Origin of the sequence: Mesorhizobium sp. LSHC412B00 (genome assembly GCF_000503035.1) — a bacterium.
Taxonomy (GTDB): Bacteria; Pseudomonadota; Alphaproteobacteria; order Rhizobiales; family Rhizobiaceae; genus Mesorhizobium.
The window spans coordinates 217,900-243,064 of sequence record NZ_AYWB01000006.1 but is presented as its reverse complement, the minus strand read 5'-3'; the positions used below and the strand labels follow the sequence as shown (position 1 = coordinate 243,064).

Genomic DNA, 25,165 nt, shown 5'->3' with positions numbered 1-25,165 from the left:
ACATGATCGACAGACGCGAATTTATCCTTGCCATCGGGGCGACGGGACTGCTGACGGCTTGCCAGAGCGGCCCGCCGAAACCATCCGTCATCACAGTGAATCTTGCCGGCGGCGCCGGCATGAACCCGGGACCGGGCGGCGGCGACAGGCCGGTGACGGTGATGATCTTGCGCCTGAAGAGCACCGGCGCCTTCAACTCGGCCGACTATTTCGCCCTGCAGGGCGGTGCCGGCGCGGCACTTGGCGGCGATCTCATCGGCTCCGACACGGTTTCCGTCGGACCCGGCAAGACCGCATCGAAGACCATCACGGTCGAGCCAGAAGTGGCAGCACTCGGCTTCGTCGCGCTGATCAGGGAACCCGGCGGACGCAACTGGCGCACGACCAAATCGGTTTCGCCGGGATCGAAGTTCACGGTCAATGTGAAGCTCGGCAGCGGCGGGATTTCCGCCTAAAGCGCGTCGCGTTTGAACGGATCCAGGCGACGCGCTTTAGATCTTTATTTTTATGCATGTCGTTCTCTCAAAACCGTGACCACTTTTGAGCGACATGCATGGGCGGCAAAAGTCCGCAAGCCGCGCAACATGATGAGCAGGAAGCAGAGAGTGCCGGCATGAGCGATGCAAACAGGGTGCTGTGGTCGGAGGGACTGTTCCTCCGCACCCAGCATTTCCAGCAACAGGACCGCTTCTTCGAAGCGACGGTGCGCGGCGCCTTGCAGGCCGGGCATCTGCATACGTTCGGCTTTCGAACGCTGACGCTCGATCAGGCACAGCTCGATGCCGGCCAGATCTCGGTGCTCTCGGCACGCGGCATCTTTCCAGACGGGACGCCGTTCGCGATCCCCGAGACGATGGATGCGCCGCGGCCGCTGGCGGTGACGCCGGAGATGGGCGCTGGACCGGTGCTGATAGCGCTGCCGCTCGAACCGCCCGGCGGCGTCGGCTTCGACCCCGCTCACGCCGAGCCGTCAGGCGCACGCTATCGCGGCCGGATCGTGTCGGTGCGCGACGCCGTGCATGGCGGCTCCGACCCCGAGGAAATCGAGATTGCGCGGCCGCAGGCGCTGTTGCTGGCGCCGGGCACGGCCGTCGGCGGTTACACCGCGCTGCCGGTGGCCGAGCTCAAGGGCGTGCGCGCCGATGGCGGCGTGGCGCTCGACGACACCTTCCTGCCGCCGACCTTGGTCATCGGCGCGGCGTCCTGGTACAGCCGCCTGCTGCAGGAAGTGGTCACCGGCCTCGACCAGATCGCCGAGGCGCATGGCAAGATGGTGCTGGGCGGCCCCGGCCGCAGCGTCGAGGATCTTCTGATCCTGAACCTGGTCAACGCCGCGCGGCCGCGGCTGGCGCACATGCTGGCGCAGGACGTTTTCCATCCGGCTGAGGTCTACATGGAACTTGCCGGCCTTGCCGGCTCGATGGCGACCTACGGTTCGAGCGCAAGGCGGCTCGGCGAACTGCCTGTCTACGACCACATGGCGCCCGGACCCGCCTATTCGGCGCTGGCCGACGCGCTGCGTTCGCTGATCCTCAGCCTGCGCTACATCGAGCCGAAATCGCGCGCCCTGCCGGTCATGCGCCATGCCACCAATGTGTGGAAGATCCGCATCGACAACCCGAAACTTCTGGTGGCGAGCCGCATCGTGGTGCGGATCGGCTCCGAACTGTCGGAGGATGCCTTGCGCAAGATTTTCGTCAACCAGGCGACGGTCGGCTCGGCCAGCGAATTCGAAGGGCTGTGGAAATCACGCCTGCCCGGCATTCCNCATTCCGCTGAAGCCCCTTCATTCGCAGCCGCGCGAAATTCCCTATGACGGCGACCGGCTGTGTCTCGAACTGGACCAGAAAAGCGAGCACTGGGCCTCGCTGCTCGAAGCGCCGGGTTTTGTGATCGGCGTTTCGGGCGTGCTGCCCAGCGAACCGCAGGTCGACTGCTACTCGGTCAACAGGTGAGATGATGAGCAGGGACGATCCGTTCGGACTGTCCGAGGATCGCGAGCGGACGCGCATCCGCCTGAGCGGAGCGCCAACACCCCGCGCCATGCCGCTGCCGGCGTCGGGCGTCACCGCGAAGCGCTCCGCGCGCGCGCATCCGAACGTGCTCGTCAATGCGTTCTCGCCGCTGCTGGAGTTTGCACCCGAACTGGAAAACGCGCAGCCGCCGGAGAACCCGGAAGCCCTGCGCACCAGGCTGCTGGAGGAACTCGTGCGCTGCCGCGACGCCACGATGGTGCAGGGCTCCTCGCTCGAGCGAGCCGACCAGGCGGCATGGCTGGTGGCTGCGTTGCTCGACGATCTGGCGCTGAATACGCCGTGGGGCGGAGCCAGCGCATGGCCACGCCAGCCGCTGGTGGTGATGCTGCGCGGCGACGTCGATGCCGGCGCGCAGTTCTTCGCCCGGCTCGAAGAGCTTGAACGCCATCCCAATCGCGACCGCGAAATGCTGGAGTTGCAATATCATTGCATGGCGCTCGGCTTCCGCGGCAAATATCGCGTGCCTGGCCGCTCCGGCGACCGTTCGCTCAATGCGGTGCGGGTGGCCGCGGCGCGTTTCCTGCGCGACAGCGACGCCGAAGGCGCACCGCTTTCGCCCAACTGGAAGGGCGTGATCGCCTCCGACGAACCGCAGCGCTTCATCGTGCCGATCTGGGTGATGGTTGCGGCGGCGGCGGTGATCGCCACCGCCATCCATATCGGCCTGTCGATGAGCCTGAGCAGCCAGGCGGTCGAGCTTTCGGCGCTGGTTCGCGCCTTGCCGCCGCCGACGCGTACGGATGTCGCCCGCGCTTCGCCGAAGGTCGACGCGCCGCCGCCGGTGGCGGTGGATTTCGCGCTGCTGCCGGAATTCCAGGCGGCGGCGCCGGACGAGCTCAAGAGAGCGCTGAGCGGCACGGAGAGCGTGTCGCTGGCGCGGCTGGTCATCCAGGCCTCCAATCCCGAACTCTTCCAGTCGTCGCGCGCGCAGCTGACAGACGGCTTCGATCCGCTCATCGCCTCGGTCGCCAAGGTGATCCTCGAGAACCAGGAGCTGATCGGCGATATCACCGTGGTCGGCCACACCGACGGCGTTCCCTTGCAAAAGACCAACCCACTGTCCACCAACCAGCGGCTGTCGGAAGCCCGCGCCGCGGAAATTGCCGATATCCTGATTCAGAACGGCGTGCCGAAGGAGCGCGTGCGCTCCGAAGGCCGGGCCGCCACCGATCCGGTGGCCGACGACGGCACACGCGAAGGCCGGGCCTTGAACCGCCGCGTCGAAGTGCTGGTCGAAAAGAGGCTGTGACATGTTCATCCTGCGCTTCCTCTGGGCGGTCCTGACTTCGCGTTTCCTGTGGACGCTGATCGGCCTGGCGCTGCTGTCGCTGATCATCTGGGTATTCGGCCCGATCGTACGGGTCGGCGACTATGTGCCGATGGCGTCGGAGACGGTGCGCATCGTCATCATCGCTCTTCTGGTGATCTTCTGGCTGATCTGGCTGATCGTCGCGCAGCGCCGCGCGATCCGCGCCAACCGCATGTTCGTCGCCGAGATTTCCGCCCCGGTCGAGGAAAAGCGGCTCAGCCCGGGCGAGGAAAACGTCGCCGCGGTCGGCGCCAAGTTCCAGGACGTCATGGTCGAGTTGAAGCGTGGCAAGCTCGGCGGCCGCAAGTTCCTGCGCGAGATGCCGTGGTATGTGATCGTCGGCCCCCCGGCGACCGGCAAGACGACGGCCTTGCGCCAATCCGGCCTCAACTTTCCGATCGACCTCACCGACGATCTGCAGGGCATCGGCGGTACGCGCAACTGCGACTGGTTCTTCTCCGAAAACGCAGTGATGATCGACACCGCCGGGCGCTATGTCCAGCAGGAAAGCCAGCCCGATGTCGACGCCGTGGAATGGCTGGGTTTCCTCGATCTGTTGAAGAAGCATCGTGGCCGTCGTGCGCTGAACGGCGTCATCGTTGCGCTTGGGATCGACGCGCTGTCCGAGGGCGACGAAGCCGTCAAGGCGCATGGCCGCCAGATCCGCAGGCGCATGGCCGAGCTCGAAGAGCGGCTGGAAATCCGCCTGCCAGTCTATCTGATGCTGACCAAGGCCGATCTGATCAGAGGCTTCGAGGCCTTCTTCGGCGGCCTGTCGACGGTGGCGCGCGAACAGGTATGGGGGACGACCTTCCCGCTCGATGCACGCGTCGACGCCAAGACGATCGCGGGCGAAATCACGACTCTGTCGAGGGAGCTGGAAAAGCGACTGGTGCCGCGGCTGGAAGACGAGGACAAGCTGGCCGAACGGGCCGAGATCTTCCGCTTTCCCGCACAGCTGCAAAGCCTGTCCGAGCCGATCCAGGTGCTGGTCGAGGCGATGTTCGGCGAGAGCCGCTACGAGGAGGCAGCCTGGCTGCGCGGCCTCTATCTGACCTCGGCCACCCAGGAAGGCGCGCCAATCGACCGGCTGACCGCGGCGCTCGCCTCCTCCTTCGGGCTGCCGGCACGACGCACGATGCCGGCGCAGCGCTTCGAGAAGCGCAGCTTCTTCCTCAAGAACCTTTTGACCGAGGTGATCTTCAAGGAGGCCGGGCTCGGCACCTTCGATCCGCTGGCGCAGCGCCGCCGCAGCTGGATCTGGCGCGGTGCCGCCGCTGCCTGCGCGGCTGCGGCCATACTCGCCGGCGGCCTGTTCACCTGGTCCTACTACGACAACCGCAACGCCATCGCCGCGCAAGCCGGCCAGTTCGAAGCACTGCAGGCGCCGCTGACGTCGACCGCCGCGACGCCCGCCTCGGTGCTGCAGCCGGCTATGGACGTTGCCCTGACCGCCATGGACGAAGTCGTCAATGCCAGGACTGCGCCTCCGAACAAGGCACAGGACCTGCTCGGACCATCGGCTTCGGCCGAGATGATGCGGGCGCAGACCGACACCTATGACCACGCTCTGCGCAACGTGCTGGAGCCGCGGATGGTGGCGCTGCTCGAAGCGACCATGTGGCGGCAGATCCGCGATCCGGACTTCATGCTGGGGGCGCTCAAGACCTACCGCATGATGACCGGCCTGTCTCAGATGGACTCCGACTTCGTCGAGAATTGGTGGGTGAACGACCTGCCCGAATTCGCGCCGGCCGCGCCCTTCCCGACAGCCGATGCGGAAGAACACCAGCTGGCAGCGATCCGCCGCATGGCGGTCGACGACAGCTACATCGCGCCCGACCAGGCGCTGGTCGCCGAAGCGCTGAAAACGGTCTGCACGATCTCGCTGCCGGCGCGGGCCTACAAGCAATTGCTGGCCGATCCGGCGGTGGCCGGATTGAAGGAATGGATCCCCGCCAATTTCGCCGGGCCGAACGGCGCCAAGGTGTTTTCGCGACGCTCCGACAAGACGCTGCGCGTCGGCATATCAGGCGCCTTCACCTATGACGGCTTCCACGATGCGATCCTCGACCGGGTCGAGGATGTCGCCGCCCAGGCGGCACTCGACCGCGCCGTGTTTGCCGGCGGCTGCTCGGAAAATTCCGAGACGTCGGTGTCGGCGCTGTCGGAAGATATCCTGAAGCTCTACTATGACGACTATATCGCGCAGTGGGACAGTTTTTTGCGCGACATGCGGCTGGCGCCGCTCAGCGACCTCAACATTGCCAGCGAGAATCTGAAAGACCTTTCCAGTGCCGATTCCGCGTTGAAGCGGCTGTTGACGGCGGTGGTCCAGGAGGTCGACCTCACCCGCTCGGACGACGCGCCGGCCGGTGACGACAAGGCGGCGGCGAAGGGCGGCTCGAAACTGCTGGGCAAACTCGGCAAGCTTGGCAAGATCGTCAAGACCGGCGCCAAGCTGCTGCCGCGCGCAGGATCGGCCAGCGAAGTCGACCTGACCGGCACGTTGGTGGCCGAGCACTTCAAGCCGCTCAAGAGCACGATTGCGGAGGTCGACGGCCAGCCGCCGGCGCTCGATGCCGCGGTCGTTGCGCTGACGGCGCTGTCCAATGTGCTGCAGACGGTGACCGCCAATCCCGACCCGCAGGACGCGATCAAGAAACAGGGCGGGCTGGCCGAACTGACCGGCGCCGTCGCCCGCCAGGCACAGATCCTGCCCGACCCCGTGAACACCTGGCTGAGCGGCATTGCCGGCGACACCAGCGGGTTGACGCAGAAGGCCGTCGCTTCCGAGCTCAACGCCATCTGGCGCGCCGACATCCTGCCCTTCTGCCAGGCCGCGCTCAACGACCGCTATCCGTTCAGCCCCGACAGCGCGGTCGACGTCAATGTGCGCGACTTCGCCCGCCTGTTCGGACCGGCAGGCATGATCGACGGCTTCATCAACGACCATCTGATCAGCTATGTCGACACCTCGGCGCAGCCTTGGAAATGGCGTGCCGATTTCGGCCTCGACCCATCCGCACTTGCCGCCTTCGAGCAGGCGCGGCGCATCCGCGACGATCTCTTTCCCGGCGGTCAGGGCCCGGTGATGGCCTTCACGCTCGAGCCGACCGACCTGTCGCCCAACGTGACCCGCGTCACGCTCAACCTCGACGGCCAGAACCTGGTCTATTTCAACAATGCGACGCGACCGCAACCGATGACCTGGCCCGGCAAGGACGGCACCGGCGTCATCTCGCTCGCCTTCCAGCCGATCGACGGCTCGCCCGAAATCATGCTCAACGAGACCGGCAGCTGGGCGTGGCTGAGGATGCTGCGCGGCGGCCGCTTCACCGGGACGTCGCTGTCCGATGTCTACAGCCTGCGGCTGGGGACGAAAGGCATGTACGCCGATTTCAAGCTCAAGGCGGCGAGTGTCGAAAATCCCTACAACCTCCAGATGTTCAAGAAATTCTCATGTCCGCCGCAGATCTGATCCTGCCTGGCTTCTACGGCAAAATGCCCGCCACCGGCGACTTCGTCAGCCGGCGGCTGACGGGCGAGTTCGTGCGGCTTTGGGACCGCTGGCTGGCGCAGCATCTGGTGCCGCTGTTTGGCCAGGACATCTGGCCGCCGGCCACGGCGCTGCGGTTTCTGGCCGGCCCGAACTCCTTCGGCGCGTCGGCGGGCATCATCCTGCAGAGCGCCGACAAGGTGGGCCGGAAATTCCCCTTGAGCGTCGTTGCCCTGCTACCCGAAGCGCCTGTCGCGCTGACGCATGCCGAGGCATGGTTTGCCGGAATCGAGGAGGCCGCCACCGCCGCCCAGCAGGGCGAGCTGACGCCCGAAGAACTGGATGCAGCTTTGACGGCACTGCCGATGCCACAGGCCGAGCCGGGCGAAGAGCTGATCGCCGACATGGTGATGTGGACGGCGCACTCCGACATTTTCGATATCGGTCCGCACGCGCCGCAACCGACGCTGGAGACAATCCTCGCCGGCAGCTGGGAGACCAGCTGATGGGAGCGCAACTCTGATGTTCGTCAGCCAGAACACCACCCCGTTTCTCGCCGAGACTTTTCCCTATCAGGACAAGCATTGCGTGAAGCATTGCGTGGCCGTGATCAGGGCGACGTACGACGTCGATGAACAAGGCAACTGCACTCCCAGCAAGGAACAGTCACCTTTCGTCTACGCCGATACCCACTACGGCGATCCGGAAGTCACCTCCATCCGCGTCGAGACCGACTTTGCCCCTGTCAAACCGAAATGCGAGGTTCTGCTCGATGCCATGGCGGTCGCGCCGAAGGGGCGGCAGGTGGAAGCGATCGAAGTGCGCCTGGTTGGGCCGGGACTGGACAAGCGCGCGGTGGTCACTGGCCAAAGGCGCTGGTTCAGAGGTGGCTTAGGTATCCAGCCCTCGCGCCCGACCCCCTTTGTTTCAATGCCGTTGGCGTGGCATCTCGCATTTGGCGGCACTGACCGATCCGATCCTGATCCTGCTAAGCATCGTGGCGACGCCGTCAACCCGATCGGCAGCGGCTACCTTGTCGGCCAGGGTAATATTGACGGCACGCCGCTGCCTTGTGTCGAGCACCCGCAATCGCGCATGGCGATCTGGAACGACAGGCCCAGGCCGATCGGCTTTGGTCCTGTACCACGCTTCGCCAAGGAGCGGGCGAGATATGCCGGCACCTATGACAAGCATTGGATGGACAACGTGCTGCCCTTCCTGCCGCAGGATTTCGACGACCGCTACTTCCAGGCGGCGCCCCAGGACCAATGGCTCGACAGATTGGACGAGGGCATGGTCTTCGGCTGCATCGGCATGAACGAAAGAGGTCGGTTCGGGGTAAAACTGCCGAGACTGTCCGTGCCGGTGCGCTTCGTGTTCGACGACCATTTGGAACGAAAAACGATGGTGCCTGATACGCTCATCATCGTTCCGCACGAGAGCAGAATCGTGCTGGTGGGCCGGGTAAGCACGAAGCTGCCGCGCAAGTTCGTGAGACTTGAGGAGGTTCAAGTCGGCAACGACCTCATCCCCCGCGACGGCGAGAAGCCGCACTATGCGGGGCTGAAAGTCGCAGTTGCCGCCCTGAAGGAAATAAGGCGGCTAAAATGACGGTCATTTCCTGCCTCAGCCTCGTGTCGCCGGTCGGCTATTCGGCGGGGAGTACGGCGGCCGCGATGCGGGCAAATATAGCGGCGTTCGCCGAACTCTCCTATCGCGACGCCGACGGCGAGCCAATACGTGGCGCGTCAGTGGATGCCCTGCCGGCGACGATGCGCGGCCGCGATCGCGTTGCCGCCCTGACGCGTCTGGCCGCCGATCAGGTGGACCCAAAACAGGCGGACCGGCTGCCCTGGGGCGAGATGCCGATCATCTTGTGTACGCGTGAACCGCAGTTTCCGGGCGCGCGCCTCAACGGCATTGTGGGCGGGCTGGCGCTGCCCAATGGGGCATCTCTTGTCGGACCGCATTCCGTGCATGTGACGGAAGGGGCAGTGTCCACCTTCGTCGGCATCTGGCACGCGCGCAAACTGCTCGCCGAACGCAAAGTTCCCGCCTGTATCATCGTGGCCGTGGATACGCTCATCGATTCGCGCACCCTCGGCTGGCTCGACAAGGCGGGCCGTCTAAAAACGAGCATCGTCACGGATGGCCTCATTCCTGGCGAGGCGGCGAGCATCTCCGTCGTCAGCGCTCGTCCGCTGCTCGAATCACATGTGACGGTGCATGGCCTCGGCTTGGCGCGCGAGACCGCGACAGTGCTCAACGAGGAGCCGTTTCGCGCAGATGGCCTGGCCTCTGCGCTGCGGACGGCCCTGGCGGAAGCCAGGGTGGAGATTCACGATGTTGCCTTCCGCCTGTCCGACGTCGCCGGCGAATCCTATGCTTTCGAGGAGTTGGTGGTGGCGCAAATGCGGGTGATGCGCACAGTCAGGCCGCAACAACTGGTCTGGCTGGCGGCGGGCTGCATCGGCGACTGCGGAGCGGCTGCCGGTTCCATCCAGTTCGCATGGGCCGAGCAAGCCTTCCGGCGCGGCTATGCACCGGGGCCTTCCGCGGTGCTCTACGGCAGTTCGACGTTTGGTAACCGCGCAGCGGCGATCGTTACAGCATAGGGTCGAGAGAGATGACCAAGAACGTCTTCGCGGAAAAATGGGAGATTGCCGGAAATAACGGCATGAACAAGTCGATCGCGCGGTTTCCGGATGTCTGCCTTTCGCCGCCATCCCCACCGGCCGGGCCCATCCCAATTCCCTACCCGGACACGTCGTTCTCCAACAATCTGAAGGAAGGCTCCGAGACCGTGCTGATCGGCGGCAAGCCCGCCGCGCTGGCGCAGAAATCCTACTACAAGGAGCCGATGCTCGGAAACGAGGCCGCAACCCGCACGTTCGGATCTTCGGTCGTGACCCACCAGATCACCGGCAAAACATACTTTCAGGCCTGGTGCATGTCGGTGAAGTTCGAAGGCAAGAACGTCTGCCGGCATTTTGACATCACGACAAGCAACCACACGTCCTACGTTGGCGCGACCCCGCCGGCGCCGGCGCTCGAGTCGCTGAATGCAAAGGATGCCAAGGCGGCCGTGAAGGCCGGGAAGTGCCCGTGCTGCGGTGGCCCGCTGCACGAATGGCAGAAGGATGCTTCCGGCAAGCCATATCCCGTGGTTAAGGAAAAGACGTTCTGGACGAACAAGATCAAGCAAATGAAGACTGGGACCGCCGACCAGATCGCCAAAAAGGGTGAGTTCGAGGTCAAGCTAAAAAAGATGCTCAAGCTGAAGGCGAAGCATCGGCGCTTGCGAAAGGCTGGCAAGCCGGCGTGCCCAAACGTCCACAACAATGACAATCAGGGCTGCGCCATGTATTTCGACATTCCAAAGGGCGCGAGAACCTCTGGCGGAGTCAATACTCCGGCGCAAGAAGCCAAGTTGGCCTTCGACTCTGGAGTGAAGGCCGGTTGTATTCTGGCCTGGGAAACGGCAAGTGGTTCAGCCATCAGAAGAGGGCCAAACGCTAACCCCGCCAAGAAGCCCTACCATTCCTTGAACCATACAACGCCTCACATGGCCGGTGGGTGCAATGAGCCGTCAAATGTAGTCCCCCAAGACATTATGGATTCGGGAGAATGCCAGGAAATCGAAGATTTGCAGAGCGACCTTGAGAAGGTCAATGACTCAATCCCGTAAGGTCTTTCTATGGCAAGATACACATCAATTCCCGATACCAAACTCAAACAGCTCTCTCTGGGATTCTATGTTCCTGGTGTAGACTTGAGCTCTTATGATCCAGCGCGTCTTCTTCAAAGCGACGAGATATGGGAACAGATCGCTGGTCTTTTTCTGGCCTGCGAAGTGGGCGACTTGTCCGCGCTGCACCGCATTCCCTCAATCATAAAGGAAAGCGATGCCTATCTCGTCTGGCAGGCGGGCACCAATCTAGCTGGACTGGCTGGCAACCTCAGTTCTGTAAAGGACGTCTTCAAGCCGTTCGAAAAAGACGGCTCTGGTACGGAATATTTCATGACAATTGCGTTGGGCCAGACGCTGGACCCTGACGCGATCGAGATGTTGCTGACGCTGCACAATGATGCATCGGACGAAGAGACCCGCTATCAGATTGAGAGGGAGTTGTCGTATCTGCTCGAGGACACCAACGGACCGATAATCAGGGGCGCAGACGAGTCCATCGAGTCCGAGGATGAAGAGACTGTTCACATCATCAATCGGCAGGACTACTTTCCCAAGGTGACGGCGGCGTTGTCGCTGGTGCGAGCGCAGCTTCCGGTCCCCAATACCCCCATCCTAGGCGGCAAGGTTTTCGATGTGGTCAAGCTTGCAAGGCGGCTGCTTGAACGGGTGGGCAGCGCAGCGCCGGAGATAGGCCGCATCCACCGTCATCGTCTCATTTTCGAGGCCGCCACCGGCGTGAACTGTGCCGCCTTCTTTGACAGCCCGGTCAAACTCAATTCGCTTCAGGCGACGGCAATACTGGAGACGTTCCTCGATAGCGACGACGTCAAAAGATTTGTCCCGGGGCAGAGGTATTTCTTTGGCCATCCCGTCGGCGCCTGATCCGACCGGAAATGAGAGCTGTAACATCGTTTCAGTCGCGCAGGACACCGGCCGTCTTGCCCCATTCAGCAACCTTATCGGCGAGCGGCACCCGTACAATGCTGTCGCTGAAGTAGTCGATGAAGTCCGGGCCAACCTCTTCCATGTAGGCGGAAGACAGTTCATCCCAGGGAGCTTCTGGAAACAATTCCGCAAATGATGCGCCCGCTGCGATCGATACCGGCGGCTCGCGCATCCTCTCAACAAGCCAGGCAAGCCGGCCGCGATCGCCCAACATGCCGATGCTGCGAACCGCGATTGAGGCGGTCTGGGGCGACTGCATTAATCCGCCGAGCCATGCCCGAACTTCCGTTTCAGGCCCGCTCTTGATCGCGGCACGGAGCGCTATCAGCCTGTCCTTCCCCGGCGCTTCAACCGCTGCCCTCAATGCGTTTTGCGCCAACCGGGCATGACCCAGTTCAACCAGCGACCATGCCGACCAGAATCGCGCATCTTCGTCGGAATCGTTGAGCGCAGCGTTCGCCTCGCCGGCAAGATCGGTTCGTTTGAGAACGCCCACCAGCCGTAAGCCCGCCGCACGAACGCGGGGATCGGGATCGCGGGCTAGCCGCGGCAGCAGGTTCTTTGGATCGACCGAATGCACCAGACATGCCGAAACGCCGAGAAAGCGTTTGAAGGCGTCGGCATCGGTGATCCAGTCCCTCACATGCGGTCCGATTCGGTCGGCCGCGTGCCACCGCAGGGCGCCGATGAACCCGTCCGGGCTCGGTGTCAGCTCGCGGGCATGCCCCACCGCTTCTGAAAGCCTGACTGGATCGTTGAACTCGATCGCGGTCCAGGCAAAGGCAAACAGTTCCCCACTGTCAGGATAGTCTTGCAGTTGCTGGAGCAGGCTCGGCCACGCGGCCTGGCCTGCGATGCGCAGTCCGTCCAAGTTGGCTTCGATACGGTCGTCGATATCCTTAGCCGCCACCGCCGCGGGTGGCTCTTGCGCAAGAAGGCTCTCACGCTGCACCCAAAGAAAGGCTACCAGTTCCGCGTGCTGCCTAACCACAAGGCTAGCGATGCGTGGGCGATGGAAGCTTTCGACGGGCGACATCAGTTCAGATTGATCGAGCCGCCACGGATATGATTCGGCCCGCTGGAGTGGCTGACCAAGTATGTACCGCGGATGACGATCTGCCCATCACTATCCATCACGATGGATGCCTTGCCGCAACGCAGTTCGAGCCGGTCATTGGCGCGGATGCGCACACGCTTGCCGTCGCGGATAACCTCGACGCCGGGCCTGCGCGCCGGCTCGACGATGCGACCGACGATCAGCGGCTTGCGCGGATCGCCCTCCTGGAAAAGCAGCGCCACCTCCTTGCCGACCATATCGGAAGACAATTCGCTGAGGCTGCGCGCAGGCTGCGCCGTTTCCTCGGGATTGCCGGCAAAGACCACGAGGGGTACGCCTTGTTCGCCGAACCCCATGAAAACTCCGATCACAACGCCATCGATCGTGCTCTTGACCCTGCCCATCACGTCCCTCAATTCTCGTTGATCTTCGAGCCTTTGATGATGACATCGCTCGACGCCTTGACGTTGATTTTCCCTGAACCCTTCACCGTGATATCCTTGCCCTCGATGATGATCGTACCGTCCTTCTTCATCACGATCTTGGAGCTGCCGCACTTGAGGGTAATGTCGTCAGCTGCTTCCACTGACAGGCTCTTACCGACCTTGATGCCGGTATTCTCCTTCACGTCGGTAAGGCTGCCCTTCGCTACCTTCAGGATGTAACCGCCGCCGACGTCGGTGCTGTCGTTCGACTTGATGTTGGCGGCGCGCGAGGCGCCTACGTCCGTCGTCTGGGATGTAGCGATCGCAACCGACTGTCCGGCACCGATGCTGATGCTCTGTCCCGCGCCTATGGTCCATGTATCGCTCGTGCCTATGCTGTGCGTCTGACTGATGCCCACGGTCATTGAGCGTGTCGCGCCGATGGTATTGGTCTGCACCGCACCCACGGTTCGGGTCTCGGAGGCCCCAACGGTATCGACCCGCGCCGCACCGACCGTGATCGTCTGCACGATCGCCACGGTCTGCGTGTGATTGGCGCCGATCGTCTCGGTCGAGTTCGAGCCGATGTTGATCGTCTCGTCGATGCCCACCGTCAGCGAGCGGTTCTTGCCGACCGTCTCGGTGTCGTTCGACCCGATATTCGTCGTCTGGTCGACGCCGACCTTGACAGTCTTGTTGTTGCCGACGTCCTCGTCGAGGTTGTGGCCGACGGAGTGCTTGGCGTCGTGGTCGATGCGGTCGGACTGGTCGTGCTGGACCAGCTTCTGGCGATCATTCTTGATCAGAAGGTGGTGGTCCTTCTGCGCCTGGAAGTTGACCAGCTCCGAGCCGGCCTTGTCCTCGAACATCAGCTCGTTGTAGCCGCCACCGCCCTTCGACGAGTTGGACTTCCAGCCCGACTGCGTGGCGTTGCCGGGCAGTCCGTAGGGCGGCATCTGCGAGGCGTTGTAGACCCTGCCGGTGATGATCGGCAGATCCGGGTTGCCTTCGATGAAATCGACGATGACTTCCTGCCCGATGCGCGGGATCTGGATGAAGCCCCAGCCGCTGCCGGCCCAGGTCTGCGACACCCGCACGAAGCAGGAGCTCTTCTGGTCCTTCTTGCCGAGGCGGTCCCAGTGGAACTGCACCTTCACCCTGGCATATTTGTCGGTGAAGATCTCCTCGCCGGACGGACCGACCACGGTCGCCGTCTGCGGGCCGCGCATGATCGGCCTTGGCGTGATGCGCGGCGGCCGATAAGCAACTGAGGTCGGCGCCACACCGAGCACCACCTTGAAATTCTCGCCATCGGTGTCGACGCCGGCGCGATAGCCCGGATCGAACAGCCGGTACTCGGCGCTGATCACCAGATACTCCTTGTTCTGGTCGTCGCGCGGAAAGCCGTCGAGCTTGAAGGTGCAGCCGGAGAACAGGCCGCGCACCGTGCCGACGGCGGCAATGCGCAGGTGTGGCGCCTGGATTTCTTCGCGCCTGATCGCCGCCAGGCTGTCGCCGCGCCCGACTTCCAGATGCGCGCCGGGGTGGCGATAGTTCTCGCCCGCGGCCTGCTTGTGGCCGAAGGGCTGCGCCGACTTCGCCATCAAATCGGCGGCGGGTTTTTCGAAGTCATAATCGGTGTGGGCATAGGCGCCGGGGCGCACCGCGCTGCCTGGAATCCAGTCGGTGATGTATTCGACGTCGCGGCGCGAGCCCTGCCCTTCGAACTGATATAGCACCGTCTCATAGCCCGGCGCCGGCTTGAGCTTGCTCATGGCGTCGGCCAGGATCAGTGTGTGCTCACCCTCGGCATGCTCGAAGAAGTACATTATGCCTTCATGCTCGAGCAACCGCTGCACGAAATCGAGGTCGCTCTCGTCATATTGCACGCAATATTCGCGCGGCGGATAGGAGCCTTGCAAGCGCTTCTCGAACTTGGCGATGCCGCCATATTTGGAGAAAATCTCCTCCACGATCTCGACGGCGGTCTTGTCCTGGAAAATGCGGCAGTCGGTGGTATTGCCGAGGAACCACAGCCACGGCCTGACGACCGCCTCATAGTGAGCCAGCCGATCTTCGATGCGGGTAAGGCGAAACTCGGCGATGAGGCCGCTGAACCAGCGCTTGGGGTCGGCCTCGCCTTCGATCGAAACGGCGCCGCCCAGCATCTTCAGCGGGTCGATATCGGCATTGGTCGAAACAAATCCAACGGTGTAGGCAAGGCAGCGGCTGATCTCGTCGCGGCCGACGAGATGCGTGAAAGTCAACAGTTCGGCGCCGACCGGCGTCTGCACAAGCGCGGCGCGTTGTTCACTCGGCATGGGTCGTGCCCCTCCTGAGCGCTAGTGTGGCAGGTTCGAAGCCCTTCTTGTGTTAACGACCTCACGTTCAGGGATATTTCGCAACTTGCCACCCAAGCCATGTTGAGCCTACCACATGTTCTATGGCAGACCAAAGAGGACAAGCGGCAGGCCGTTGCTGTTTGCGCCGCTTTCGCCAGTGTGAAACGCCGCTCTCCCGCTGTGCCCGCAAGCTGCTAGACTGTGGCACATCGGATCAATGGAAACGGCAGCGGTCGACGGTCCATAGCGCATGTTCATCAGTCTGCAGATCAGCAATGTCGATGTCCTGCCTGCCGGGCTGCCGCCCGGCTACGCATCGCGCGACCGCGGCTTCGAGATCGGGCGGGAGAACTGCGCCTGGACCTTGCCCGATCCGGACAAGTTCATCTCCGGCCGACATTGCGAAATCCGCTACGAAGGCGGCGCCTTTTTTCTCCACGACGTCTCGCGCAACGGCACATTCGTCAACGGGTCGAGCCAGCGCCTGACCGGCCCGCATCGGTTGGCGCAAGGTGACCGGCTCCGGATCGGCCGCTATATCGTCTCGGTGTCGATCGATGACGGGAACCCAGCCTTCGGTGGCCATGGTTCGACGCAACGGCAGATGCCCGTTGCCGGATCCTTTCCAGACCATGTCGCATCGCCACGGTCACCGACCGCGCCACCCGCTTCGGTCTCCAGCCGGCCGCAGCAAGCCGACGAGATCCTGCGCGCGATTGCCGCCGGCGCCGGCATTCCGCCAGAGGTGCTTTTGCTGCGCCAACCGCAGGAGGTAGCCGGCGAGATCGGCGCGGTGCTGCGCATCGTCGTCGACGAGCTGGTGTTGCTGTTGAAGGCGCGCGCCGCTGCAAAAGTCCTGGCCAAGACCAGCGACCGGACCATGATCAATTCCGCCGACAACAATCCGCTGAAGTTCGTGCCCGGGACAGACGAAATCCTCGACATCATGTTCGCGCGGCGCAGGGCCGGCTATCTCGATGCCAGGCACAGCATCGAAGACGCTTTCCACGACCTCAAAACACATGAATTCGCCACCTTCGCCGCCATGCAGGCAGCGCTGTCGCGGTTGCTTGACGATCTGTCGCCCGAGGCGATTGCGAAAAAACTGCCGCCATCCTCCTTTGCCTCGAAGAAGACGCGCGCCTGGGACGCGCTGGTCGCGACCTGGCGGGCCAAGGAGGAAGCGCACGAGAACGGCATGCTGGACATATTCCTCACCTATTTCAGTGAAGCCTATGCCAAGGCCGCCAAACAGAAGACCGGCAAGGGCTAAGCCCGCGCACTTCTGAAGACACCGTGAAGGCGACCCGAGCACGGGCCGGCCACCAAAATTGCGCCGGGTTTCCATCGCAACCTTCTGAGACTACGATCACATACGACGATTGAGCACGCGGGTACGGTTGGTCGACCTCGGGGGTCTGCGGCACATGTCATGTCACGGCGAGATAGCGTCCTGCGGTCCGCGTTTGCGCGGACATGGCGCTGTGCGTCGCGGCGCGCGGGCGTAGAGGCAGGGATCGGCGATGAGCTCGAAGGATGATCCTTTCGATCCGACCGGCAAAACCGTCATCCGCCCCAGCCGCCCCAATCCCGGCCGCAAGCAAAAGACGGTTCTCGCCCGCGATGCGCCGGCCCCCGGCAGTACGGTGATCGCCCCTGCCAGCGTCCCGGAACCCACGGTTTTCGATCCCAACGCCGGCCGCCAGCCGCCGTCCGACGTCACGGGGACGGTGATCTATCAGGGAACGCCCTTCGCCAACGCGCCGGCCGATCCGCCCGTTCACGGCTCAGCCGGGACGGCGGGGAAAACGCCATGGGATGCGCTGCTCGGCGCCAGCGATGCCGTCGATTATGGCGCGGCCAACCCGATCGTCGCTGCCGCGGCGCCCTTGCTGATACTGCTTGGGCATCTGCGGCTGATGGCTGTCGAAAGACCGGCCGAGCCGCTGGCGCAGCATGTCGCCGGCCTGATCGAGGATTTCGACCGCAAGATCGCCAGGACCGATACCTCGGAAGAGGATGCGCGCATCGCCAGCTATGTGCTTTGCGAAACCGCCGACGATATCGTCGCCAATCTGCCCGGTTCCAGCCGGGATGCGTGGGCGCAGCACGCCATGCTGCAGCGCTTCTTCCAGGTCAAACCCACCGGCGCCGGTTTTTTCCAGGCGCTGAACACGGTGCTGGCGACGCCGGAACCTCATCGCAATCTCATCGAGCTGATGCATGTCTGCCTGTCGCTTGGCTTCGAAGGCCAGTATCGCGGCCAGCCGCGCGAGAGCCTCGAACGGGTCCGCCGCGACGTCTACGAGACATCAGCCTATTTCCGCGTCCTCGGTGACGACGACATCTCGCCGCGCTGGCAAGGCTTGTCGGTCACATCGGCGCAAGGCTCCAGGCGGGTTCCGCTCTGGGCCATAGCCGCTGCAACCGCGGCAGTTTTGACCGCAGCCTTTTTCACGCTGCGCGTGCTCATCACCCATGATGGCGAGGCTGTTGCCGGCGAGTTGCTGGCGCTCAATCCGGCGACGCCGGTCACCATCGAGCGCACCGGTTTCGTGCCGCTGACCGAGGAGGTGAAAGTCGTCGCAGCGCCAACGACGATTGCGCAGGTCGATCGCATCCGCACTGCCTTGGCCAAGGAGATCGAAGGCGGCGGCGTCAGCGTCGGCACTAAGGGTGATTTCATCATCGTGGAAATCAGCAACGCCCTGCTGTTCCAGTCGGGACGAGCCGAGGTCAAGCCGGAGTTCGAGCCGGTGGCCGCCAGCATCGCGGCGGCTCTCGACGCGGAGCGCGGGCCGATCCGGATCGTCGGCCACACCGACAACGTCAAACCGAAGAAGACCAGCGCCTTCAAATCGAATTTCGACCTCTCCGTCGCACGTGCCCAGTCGGTGGAAAAGATGATCGCAGCGCATTTCAGCGATCCGTCGCGGACAAAGGTCGAGGGCAAGGGCGAGGACGAGCCCATCGCCGACAATGCAACGCCGGAGGGCCGCGCCAAAAACCGCCGTGTCGATGTAATGATCCCGCGGGAGGAGATGCTGTGACCGGCTGGCTGCTGCGCATCTTCAGCGCGCTCGCGCTCGCCGGCTTTGCCGCCGCGGTCTGGTACGCCGGCCCGTTAATCCGCTTTGCCGGCGCCCGGCCGTTGGATCCCATCTGGCTGCGGGCAGCGATCATCGGCATCGTCGTCGGAACGGTGGCGATCATCTATGCAATCCGGTTCTGGCGCAGGCGCAAGGCGCAGAAGGCGCTGGAGGCTGCCATGGCCAGCGCCGAGGATGACGGCAGCGATGCAAAGGTGCTGGAAGCTCGCATGAATGAAGCGGTCGCGACGCTCAGGCAATCGAGCGGCAAGCGCAACTTCCTCTACGACGTGCCCTGGTACATCGTCATCGGCCCGCCGGGCGCCGGCAAGACCACCGCGCTGGTCAATTCCGGCCTGAACTTTCCGCTTGCCGGGTCGGGCCAGGCGCAGCCGGTGGCGGGTGTTGGCGGTACGCGCAATTGCGACTGGTGGTTCACCGACGAGGCGGTGCTGATCGACACGGCCGGGCGCTACACGACGCAGGATTCCCATGCACGGACCGACAGCAAAAGCTGGCTGGCGTTCCTGTCGCTGCTCAAGCGGCACCGGACGCGTCAGCCGATCAATGGCGTCATCCTGGCGATCAGCCTTGCCGATCTGATGGCGGACGGCGAGCAGGCGGCCCGTGTCGCCGAGATCCGCAGCCGCCTGCAGGAAATCCACGAGGTCCTGAAGGTCCGCTTTCCCGTCTATGTGCTGTTCACCAAGGCCGACCTGGTCTCCGGATTCATGGAATATTTCGGCGGTTTCGACGAAGCACGCCGGCGCAAGGTGTGGGGCGCGACCTTCCAGACCGCCGAGCGCGGCCTGAACATGGTCGCGGAAGCGCCAGCCGAATTCGACGCGCTGGTGAAGCGCCTGACCGAAGAGATGAGCGAGCGGCTGCAGGCGGAGACCGATCCGGTCGCGCGCATCGCCATTTTCGGCTTCGCCGCGCAGCTCGGCGCGCTGAAAGGCCGGATCGTGCATTTCCTCGAGGGCGTTTTCGAGCCGACGCGCAAGCAGCTGAACGCCCCCCTGCGCGGCCTGTATTTTTCTTCCGGCACGCAGGAAGGCACGCCGATCGACCAGTTGCTGGGCAGCATAGGCCGCAGTTTCGGCAGGAGTGCCCAGGCGCATCTTTCCGGCACCGGCAAAAGCTTCTTCCTGCACGATCTGTTGAGCCGCGTCATTTTCGCCGAGTCCGGCTGGGTGTCCTATGACAGGGCGGCCGACAGGCGCGTTGCGATCGCCCGCTACGCCGGCCTGACAGCGATCGCGGCCATAGCGATCGCCGCGCTTGGCGTTCTCGGCCTGAGCTTTACGACCAACAAATCGCTGGTCGCCGCGACCGGCCAGGCGGCAGGCCAATACCGCGCGACAGCCGCGCCGCTGCTGGCCAGCACGACGGTGTCGGATGCCGACCTCGAAACCGTCATCGGTGCGCTAGATGCGCTGCGCGGCCTACCAGCCGGCTATGACACCAAGGATCAGCCGACGCCGGCCACGGCGACGTTCGGCCTCAGCCAGCGCGAGCGTATCCTTTCGGCTTCCGAGACTGCCTACCGGCAAGGGCTGGAGCGCATGTTCCGCTCGCGCCTGCTGTTCCAGCTCGAACGCACGATCGAGGCCAGGATGGCCGATCCGATGGCGCTGTACGAGCCGCTGAAGATTTACCTGATGCTGGGCGGCAAGGCGCCGAAAGTGGATGACGAGCTGGTCGTCACCTGGCTGAAACGGGACTGGGAACAGAACCGCTATCCCGGCGCCCACAATCGCGACGGCCGGGCGCAATTGGAGAAGCATTTGCGCGCCATGCTGGCGCTCGACAACGACCAGGATCCCTCGTTCGAACTCAACCGCACGCTGGTCGAATCCGCCCAGCGCTCGCTCGGCCGCATGAGCCTTGCCGATCGCGCCACCGCGCTCATCCAGTCGGCCACCTATGCGGCGGCGCTGGACGATTTTTCGGTGTCATCGCAAGCCGGCGCGGAGGCGCCGATGCTGTTCGAGCGCAATGACGGAAACGATCTCGCCGGCCTTCGCGTCCCCGGTCTCTACACCCATGCCGGCTTCGACTTCTATCTGGCGCAACTTGCCAGGAGCGCGCAGGCGCTGGTCGACGATCAATGGGTGATCGGCTCGAGCGGCGAGCAAGGCGGTTTCGACCAGGAATTGCTCAAGCTCGGCCCGGAGCTGCTCGATCGCTATGGCAAGGGCTTTGCGGCGGCGTGGAACGAGGTGCTCGACAGGTTGAAGTTCAAGGCAATGGCCGCCGACAAACCGCAATATCTGGCGCTGTCCGCAGCGGGATCACCGAGTTCGCCGCTGATGCAGCTGTTCGAGGCGATCGCGCGCGAAACAGCTTTGACGCAAGAGCGCAATCCGGCTGCGCCGTCTCAAGACAGCGGCCAGGAAATCGCGGCACGCGCCAAGGGCCTCGCCCGCATCGGCATCGAGCTTGCAGCGCGCAAATCGCAGAGCAGGGCCGGGACCGCCTTTGTCAGTACGCAGAACCAGGATCCCGGCGCCAACATCGAAGCCCAGTTCCGGTCTTTCCAGGCTTTGGTGGCCGGGGCGCCGGGGCAGCGGCCGCTCGACGCCCTGACCCAGAATTTCCGCGAAATTTATCAGAGCGTGCGGCTGGCCGCCGATGTCCCCGCCCAGACGGACCAGGCCAACGCCAATCTGCAGCTGCAGATATCGACTCTACGCGCCAACGCCTCGCGGCTGCCGAAGGCGCTGGCCAGGATGGTGAGCGCGGCGGCGGACGATTTCGAGGGCACCGTCGCCGAAACATCGACCACGCATCTCAACGAGATGCTGGAGGAGACCGTCGGCCGTCCGTGCGAAGAGATGATTGCCGGGCGCTTTCCATTCGCCCCCGCCGGTACCGACGATGTCGCCATGGCGGATTTTGCCAGATTGTTTTCTCCAGGCGGGGTTCTCGACCGGTTCTTCGCGCAGAACCTGGCGTCGCTGGTCGACATGAGCGGCCAGGACTGGGACTGGAAGCAGGACACCAGGTTCGGCCGCAATCTGGCGAAATCGACGCTGAAGAACTTTCAGCTCGCGGCACAAATCCGCGCGGCTTTCTTTCCGCTCGGCGGGCCGGTGCCGTCGATCAACATCACCTTCACGCCGCTGTCGCTGCATGGCGATGCCGACATGGCGCTGCTCAATATCGACGGCCAGGTGCTGCAGGCCACCCAGGCCGGCAACACGCCGGGACTGATTCCGTGGCCGGGCAAGACCGGTTCGGCCAGTCTCAGCCTGACGCCGGAGCTGCCCGGCCGCGAGTCCGCAATCAAGTTCGACGGTCCCTGGGCTTTGAAACGATTGCTGGACAAGGGGCAGGTCACCGCCAATGGCGATAGTCTCGAAGCGCATTTCCTCATCGGCGGACGGGATGTCGCCTACACGATCAAGACCGGGGAGGACGGCAACCCATTCACGCTGCCGGCGCTTTCCGCGTTCAGCTGTCCGAAGGCTTTCTGATGGGGAATTGCATGGCAGGACCAGCGATTGCAGGACGCAGAGACAGCGGCGGTACCACACGGTCCGTCATCAGCGGCTTAGATTTCGATACTCTAATGAATGGGGCTGTGGCAGACTGGCCAGGCACGTCAGCCAAGGCGTTGCGGAGCGTAGGCAAGTGAACGATGCCGCCTTTGAGAGCTACGGCGTGAGCCACAAGGGCTGCGTGCGCGACCACAATGAGGACAGCTTCCTGGTCGAGCCGCGGATCGGCCTCTGGGTGGTGGCCGACGGCATGGGCGGGCACGAGGCCGGAGAAGTCGCTTCGGCAAGCATTGTCGAGCATCTGGCGACGATCGGCATCGCCAGTTCGGCGCCGGATCTGCGCGCCCGCTTTGAGGATCGGCTGAACCGGGCGCATGCCGAGATCCGCCGGATTTCGCGCTCACGCGGCGTGACCATCGGCTCCACCGTTGCCGCACTGCTGGCCATGGACGGCAGGTTCGCCTGCCTGTGGTCGGGCGACAGCCGCGTCTATCTCGTGCGCAACGCCGCGATCTCGCAGATTTCGCGCGACCACACCGAGGTCCAGGAACTGCTCGACAGCGGCGCGATCAGCGCAGCCGAAGCGGAGAACTGGCCGCGCCGCAACGTCATCACCCGCGCCATCGGCGTCAACGACGAAATCGCCATCGACTTCCAGCAGGGAGAGACCCTTGCCGGCGACATTTTCATCCTCAGCACGGACGGCCTGACGGCGCATGTCAGTGACGCGGAGATTGCGGCTGCAGTGCTCTCGGCAGCGCCGCAGGCTGCCTGCGAAAAGCTGCTTTCCATGGTGCTTGAGCGCGGCGGCACCGACAACGTCACCATCGTTCTGGTCAAGATCAGAGACAAAGGCAATGGCCTGTCCCGAGCAGAAGGCCGCGACCGATGAGCTCCGACGACAAGACCCGGCTATTGCCCAACATGGCGGATACCAGCGTCGGCACGCAGCTCAGCGGCATCTACGAGCTCGACGAACGCATCGCGTCGGGCGGCATGGGCGAAGTCTATCGCGGCCACAACATCCAGACCGGCGATCATGTCGCGATCAAGATCGTGCTGCCGGAATTCGCCCGCGATCAGACGATCCTGTCGCTGTTTCGCAAGGAAGCCTCGATCCTCAACCATCTGTCGCATGACGCGGTCGTGCGCTACCACGTCTTCACCATAGATCCCGGCATCGGGCGGCCCTATCTGGCGATGGAATTCGTCGACGGCCAGTCGCTGTACGACGTCATGCGCGGCGGGGCGATGGCGACTCCGGATGTGCGCAAACTGTGCCACCGGCTAGCCTCGGGCCTGAGCGCCGTGCACCAGGCCGGCGCCATCCACCGCGATCTGTCGCCCGACAACATCATCCTGCCGGGCGGCCGGGTCGAGCGGGCAAAGATCATCGATTTCGGCATTGCGCGATCGGCCGCGGTCGGTGGCGAGACGCTGATCGGCGGCAAGTTTGCCGGAAAATACAATTACGTCTCCCCCGAGCAACTCGGGCTCTATGGCGGCGAGGTCAGCGAACAGTCCGACATCTACAGCCTGGGGCTGGTGCTGGCGGCGGCGCTGCGCGGCAAGCCGATCGATATGGGCGGCTCGCAATACGAGATCGTCGAAAAACGGCGGACCGTCCCTGATCTCTCCGGCATCGATGCCGATTTCAGGGACATTGTCGAAGCGATGCTGCAGCCTGACCCGGATGATCGACCGGCCAGCATGGCCGAAATCGCCCGGTTGACGCGCGACGACAGCGACGCGACCTTGCCGCCGGCATCGCTCGCGCCCCGGCCCGGTCTGCCGCGAACCGGGCAGACCGCAGGGCCTGTCTCGAAGGTCGGGGACTCCCCGGCCCAAGGCTTCGGTTCGGCCCCGCCAAGCGGCACGGCGGAGCCGTCTTTCGTGCCGCACGTGCGCCCGGCGCACCTGTCGCACCCGAAACCGGCTGCTGAAACTCCCAAGCGAGCAAGCACACCACCGAAGCGTGCTACTACAGGCAGAAATCTGACGATCGCGGTGCTGTCGGCGGTGGCCGTGGTATCGCTTGGAGGGCTCTATGCATCGGGTATCGTGGGATTCGGAGACCGGCCTCGCGTCACCGACACCGGCAAGCCGCTCCAACCCGAACTGACAAAGCCGATCGTCGCTGACAAGCCCGTTTCGGACACTGCGCCGGTCGAGAAGACGGTGCCAAAGCCGCAACCAGCGGAGACTCCGGCTGAAGATCAGGCCAAAGCGCCGGTCGAGCCGCAGCCGACGCCGCCAGTCGCGTCGAGCGCCACGGCCCCGCTGCCGGCCGCACCAACCGACAAGACCGTCGCGCTGCAACCGCCATCCGGCCCGTCACAGTCCGATGCCGCGAAGAACCCCGAGCCTGTCAGTCCGCCGGTAGAGCCCAAGGCGACAGCGCCAGCCACGCAAACACCTGAACCGACGGCCGAGGCCCCCAAACCCACAGCACCGACGCCGGAACCCACCGCTCAAGCGCCCGAGCCCAAGGCGCAGGCGCCTGAACCGACCGCGGAGCCTAAGCCGAGCCAGCCCGATATCGCCAGCGGTGAGCAGGCCGACAAGCCGGCAGAGCCCGACATTGCCATGAACGTGCCCAAGCCGGAGGTGCCGCCACCGGCCGATGCGGCCGCGGAGCGGGTCACCTGGGTACGCGCCTTCAATGGTGGTGACTGTTTTTATGCGACGGTGACGTCGGCCACCGACAAGGGTGTCGCGATCGAGGGCTTCGGCACGTCGGTGCCACCCTTCGAACAGTTGCTTGGGGAATTCCAGGCGAAGTTCCATGTCGAGCCGGATATCAGCGTCCGCCTTATCCAGCCCCCGCAATGCGGGATCACCGGCTTCCTGCGTTTCATGGGCGCGAGCACGGCCGACAGGCCGCAGCTTGTCCTCGACCAGACATCGGTGCCGGACGGCTCGCCGATCGACGGCACGCTGGTGACGCATGGCGGGCTGGTGTCGAGCGTGTTCCTGATCGACCACAGGGGCATCGCCTTCAACCTCGACGACCATGTTGTCGTACAAGCCGACAAGGCGACCTTCTCGATCCCGATCGGGCTCGGCGCCGCCGACAAGGCGGCAGGCAAGGCGTTGCCGCAGATCATCATGGTGATCACCGGGCCGCAGGACATTAAGGCGGCGGACTTCACAACGCCGACGCCGGCCTCGGTGCTGTTGCCCAGGATACTCGACGAGATCGGCGCCAGGAGTTCGGCATTTTCGGCGACCGCCAAATATTTCCGCCTCGGCGGCTAGCACCGACGCCG

General features: G+C 64.1%; 16 protein-coding genes and 1 pseudogene. 14 read left to right on the top strand and 3 right to left on the bottom strand.

Annotated features, from left to right (window positions below; genetic code table 11):
• Window positions 1-2: 2 nt before the first annotated feature.
• The 9 genes and pseudogenes from tssJ (at window position 3) to X757_RS150905 (ending at window position 11,417) form a co-directional block, all read left to right on the top strand.
• A complete protein-coding gene (gene tssJ / locus X757_RS150880) occupies window positions 3-455 on the top strand; it encodes a type VI secretion system lipoprotein TssJ (protein ID WP_023673710.1) in 453 nt (150 codons plus the stop codon).
• Window positions 456-613: 158 nt separating this feature from the next.
• Window positions 614-1,955, top strand: a pseudogene (gene tssK / locus X757_RS15505) (type VI secretion system baseplate subunit TssK).
• A 4-nt stretch (window positions 1,956-1,959) separates the two neighbouring features.
• Window positions 1,960-3,285: a type IVB secretion system protein IcmH/DotU gene (gene icmH / locus X757_RS150885; protein ID WP_023726338.1), complete on the top strand. Its 1,326-nt coding sequence runs from the start codon at window positions 1,960-1,962 to the stop codon at window positions 3,283-3,285.
• Between the two features lies 1 nt (window position 3,286).
• The gene (tssM, locus tag X757_RS150890) at window positions 3,287-6,826 is read left to right on the top strand and encodes a type VI secretion system membrane subunit TssM (RefSeq protein WP_023726337.1); all 3,540 of its coding nucleotides are present in this window, start codon (window positions 3,287-3,289) and stop codon (window positions 6,824-6,826) included.
• Window positions 6,808-7,350 carry a type VI secretion system-associated protein TagF gene (gene tagF / locus X757_RS150895; RefSeq protein ID WP_023726336.1) on the top strand — a complete coding sequence of 181 codons (543 nt, stop codon included), beginning with the start codon at window positions 6,808-6,810 and terminating at the stop codon, window positions 7,348-7,350. Before tssM (X757_RS150890) ends, tagF begins: the two co-directional genes overlap by 19 nt.
• Window positions 7,351-7,366: 16 nt before the next feature.
• Entirely contained in the window at window positions 7,367-8,455 is a 1,089-nt protein-coding gene (locus X757_RS1000000165735; protein ID WP_023695286.1) for a DUF2169 domain-containing protein, read from the top strand.
• Window positions 8,452-9,459, top strand: coding sequence for a hypothetical protein (locus X757_RS150900; RefSeq protein WP_023709964.1), 1,008 nt, complete (start codon window positions 8,452-8,454; stop codon window positions 9,457-9,459). Before X757_RS1000000165735 ends, X757_RS150900 begins: the two co-directional genes overlap by 4 nt.
• 11 nt (window positions 9,460-9,470) lie before the next feature.
• Window positions 9,471-10,532 carry a PAAR-like domain-containing protein gene (locus X757_RS1000000165730; protein WP_023726335.1) on the top strand — a complete coding sequence of 354 codons (1,062 nt, stop codon included), beginning with the start codon at window positions 9,471-9,473 and terminating at the stop codon, window positions 10,530-10,532.
• 9 nt (window positions 10,533-10,541) lie between these two features.
• Entirely contained in the window at window positions 10,542-11,417 is an 876-nt protein-coding gene (locus X757_RS150905) for a hypothetical protein (protein WP_023726334.1), read from the top strand.
• A 31-nt stretch (window positions 11,418-11,448) separates the two neighbouring features.
• On the opposite strand, the gene X757_RS150910 is transcribed toward X757_RS150905, so the two are convergent.
• From X757_RS150910 to X757_RS150920, 3 genes are read right to left on the bottom strand one after another with little or no spacing between them, the layout of a single operon-like run.
• Window positions 11,449-12,516 carry a HEAT repeat domain-containing protein gene (locus X757_RS150910; protein WP_156933430.1) on the bottom strand — a complete coding sequence of 356 codons (1,068 nt, stop codon included), beginning with the start codon at window positions 12,514-12,516 and terminating at the stop codon, window positions 11,449-11,451.
• Complete coding sequence (locus X757_RS150915; RefSeq protein ID WP_023726332.1) at window positions 12,516-12,941, bottom strand: DUF6484 domain-containing protein; 426 nt, start codon at window positions 12,939-12,941, stop codon at window positions 12,516-12,518. The genes X757_RS150910 and X757_RS150915 overlap by 1 nt, the downstream gene beginning before the upstream one ends.
• An 8-nt stretch (window positions 12,942-12,949) precedes the next feature.
• Window positions 12,950-15,283, bottom strand: coding sequence for a type VI secretion system Vgr family protein (locus X757_RS150920; RefSeq protein WP_023726331.1), 2,334 nt, complete (start codon window positions 15,281-15,283; stop codon window positions 12,950-12,952).
• Window positions 15,284-15,554: 271 nt separating this feature from the next.
• Here X757_RS150920 and tagH point away from each other — a divergent pair, with 271 nt between their 5' ends.
• The 5 genes from tagH (at window position 15,555) to X757_RS150945 (ending at window position 25,154) form a co-directional block, all read left to right on the top strand.
• Complete coding sequence (gene tagH, locus X757_RS150925) at window positions 15,555-16,577, top strand: type VI secretion system-associated FHA domain protein TagH (protein WP_023692193.1); 1,023 nt, start codon at window positions 15,555-15,557, stop codon at window positions 16,575-16,577.
• A 250-nt stretch (window positions 16,578-16,827) separates the two neighbouring features.
• The gene (tssL, locus tag X757_RS150930; RefSeq protein ID WP_023726330.1) at window positions 16,828-18,354 is read left to right on the top strand and encodes a type VI secretion system protein TssL, long form; all 1,527 of its coding nucleotides are present in this window, start codon (window positions 16,828-16,830) and stop codon (window positions 18,352-18,354) included.
• A complete protein-coding gene (gene tssM / locus X757_RS150935) occupies window positions 18,351-21,872 on the top strand; it encodes a type VI secretion system membrane subunit TssM (RefSeq protein ID WP_023726329.1) in 3,522 nt (1,173 codons plus the stop codon). The genes tssL and tssM (X757_RS150935) overlap by 4 nt, the downstream gene beginning before the upstream one ends.
• 157 nt (window positions 21,873-22,029) lie before the next feature.
• Window positions 22,030-22,788: a PP2C family serine/threonine-protein phosphatase gene (locus X757_RS150940; protein ID WP_023692196.1), complete on the top strand. Its 759-nt coding sequence runs from the start codon at window positions 22,030-22,032 to the stop codon at window positions 22,786-22,788.
• Entirely contained in the window at window positions 22,785-25,154 is a 2,370-nt protein-coding gene (locus X757_RS150945; RefSeq protein ID WP_023726328.1) for a serine/threonine-protein kinase, read from the top strand. Before X757_RS150940 ends, X757_RS150945 begins: the two co-directional genes overlap by 4 nt.
• The last annotated feature ends 11 nt before the right edge of the window (window positions 25,155-25,165 follow it).

What these genes read in the sequence shown, in the direction of transcription:
- tssJ (WP_023673710.1), top strand. Translation starts at nt 3, where the DNA reads ATGATCGACAGACGCGAATTTATCCTTGCCATCGGGGCGACGGGACTG.
- icmH (WP_023726338.1), top strand. Translation starts at nt 1,960, where the DNA reads ATGAGCAGGGACGATCCGTTCGGACTGTCCGAGGATCGCGAGCGGACG.
- tssM (WP_023726337.1), top strand. Translation starts at nt 3,287, where the DNA reads ATGTTCATCCTGCGCTTCCTCTGGGCGGTCCTGACTTCGCGTTTCCTG.
- tagF (WP_023726336.1), top strand. Translation starts at nt 6,808, where the DNA reads ATGTCCGCCGCAGATCTGATCCTGCCTGGCTTCTACGGCAAAATGCCC.
- X757_RS1000000165735 (WP_023695286.1), top strand. Translation starts at nt 7,367, where the DNA reads ATGTTCGTCAGCCAGAACACCACCCCGTTTCTCGCCGAGACTTTTCCC.
- X757_RS150900 (WP_023709964.1), top strand. Translation starts at nt 8,452, where the DNA reads ATGACGGTCATTTCCTGCCTCAGCCTCGTGTCGCCGGTCGGCTATTCG.
- X757_RS1000000165730 (WP_023726335.1), top strand. Translation starts at nt 9,471, where the DNA reads ATGACCAAGAACGTCTTCGCGGAAAAATGGGAGATTGCCGGAAATAAC.
- X757_RS150905 (WP_023726334.1), top strand. Translation starts at nt 10,542, where the DNA reads ATGGCAAGATACACATCAATTCCCGATACCAAACTCAAACAGCTCTCT.
- X757_RS150910 (WP_156933430.1), bottom strand. Translation starts at nt 12,516, where the DNA reads ATGTCGCCCGTCGAAAGCTTCCATCGCCCACGCATCGCTAGCCTTGTG.
- X757_RS150915 (WP_023726332.1), bottom strand. Translation starts at nt 12,941, where the DNA reads ATGGGCAGGGTCAAGAGCACGATCGATGGCGTTGTGATCGGAGTTTTC.
- X757_RS150920 (WP_023726331.1), bottom strand. Translation starts at nt 15,283, where the DNA reads ATGCCGAGTGAACAACGCGCCGCGCTTGTGCAGACGCCGGTCGGCGCC.
- tagH (WP_023692193.1), top strand. Translation starts at nt 15,555, where the DNA reads ATGTTCATCAGTCTGCAGATCAGCAATGTCGATGTCCTGCCTGCCGGG.
- tssL (WP_023726330.1), top strand. Translation starts at nt 16,828, where the DNA reads ATGAGCTCGAAGGATGATCCTTTCGATCCGACCGGCAAAACCGTCATC.
- X757_RS150945 (WP_023726328.1), top strand. Translation starts at nt 22,785, where the DNA reads ATGAGCTCCGACGACAAGACCCGGCTATTGCCCAACATGGCGGATACC.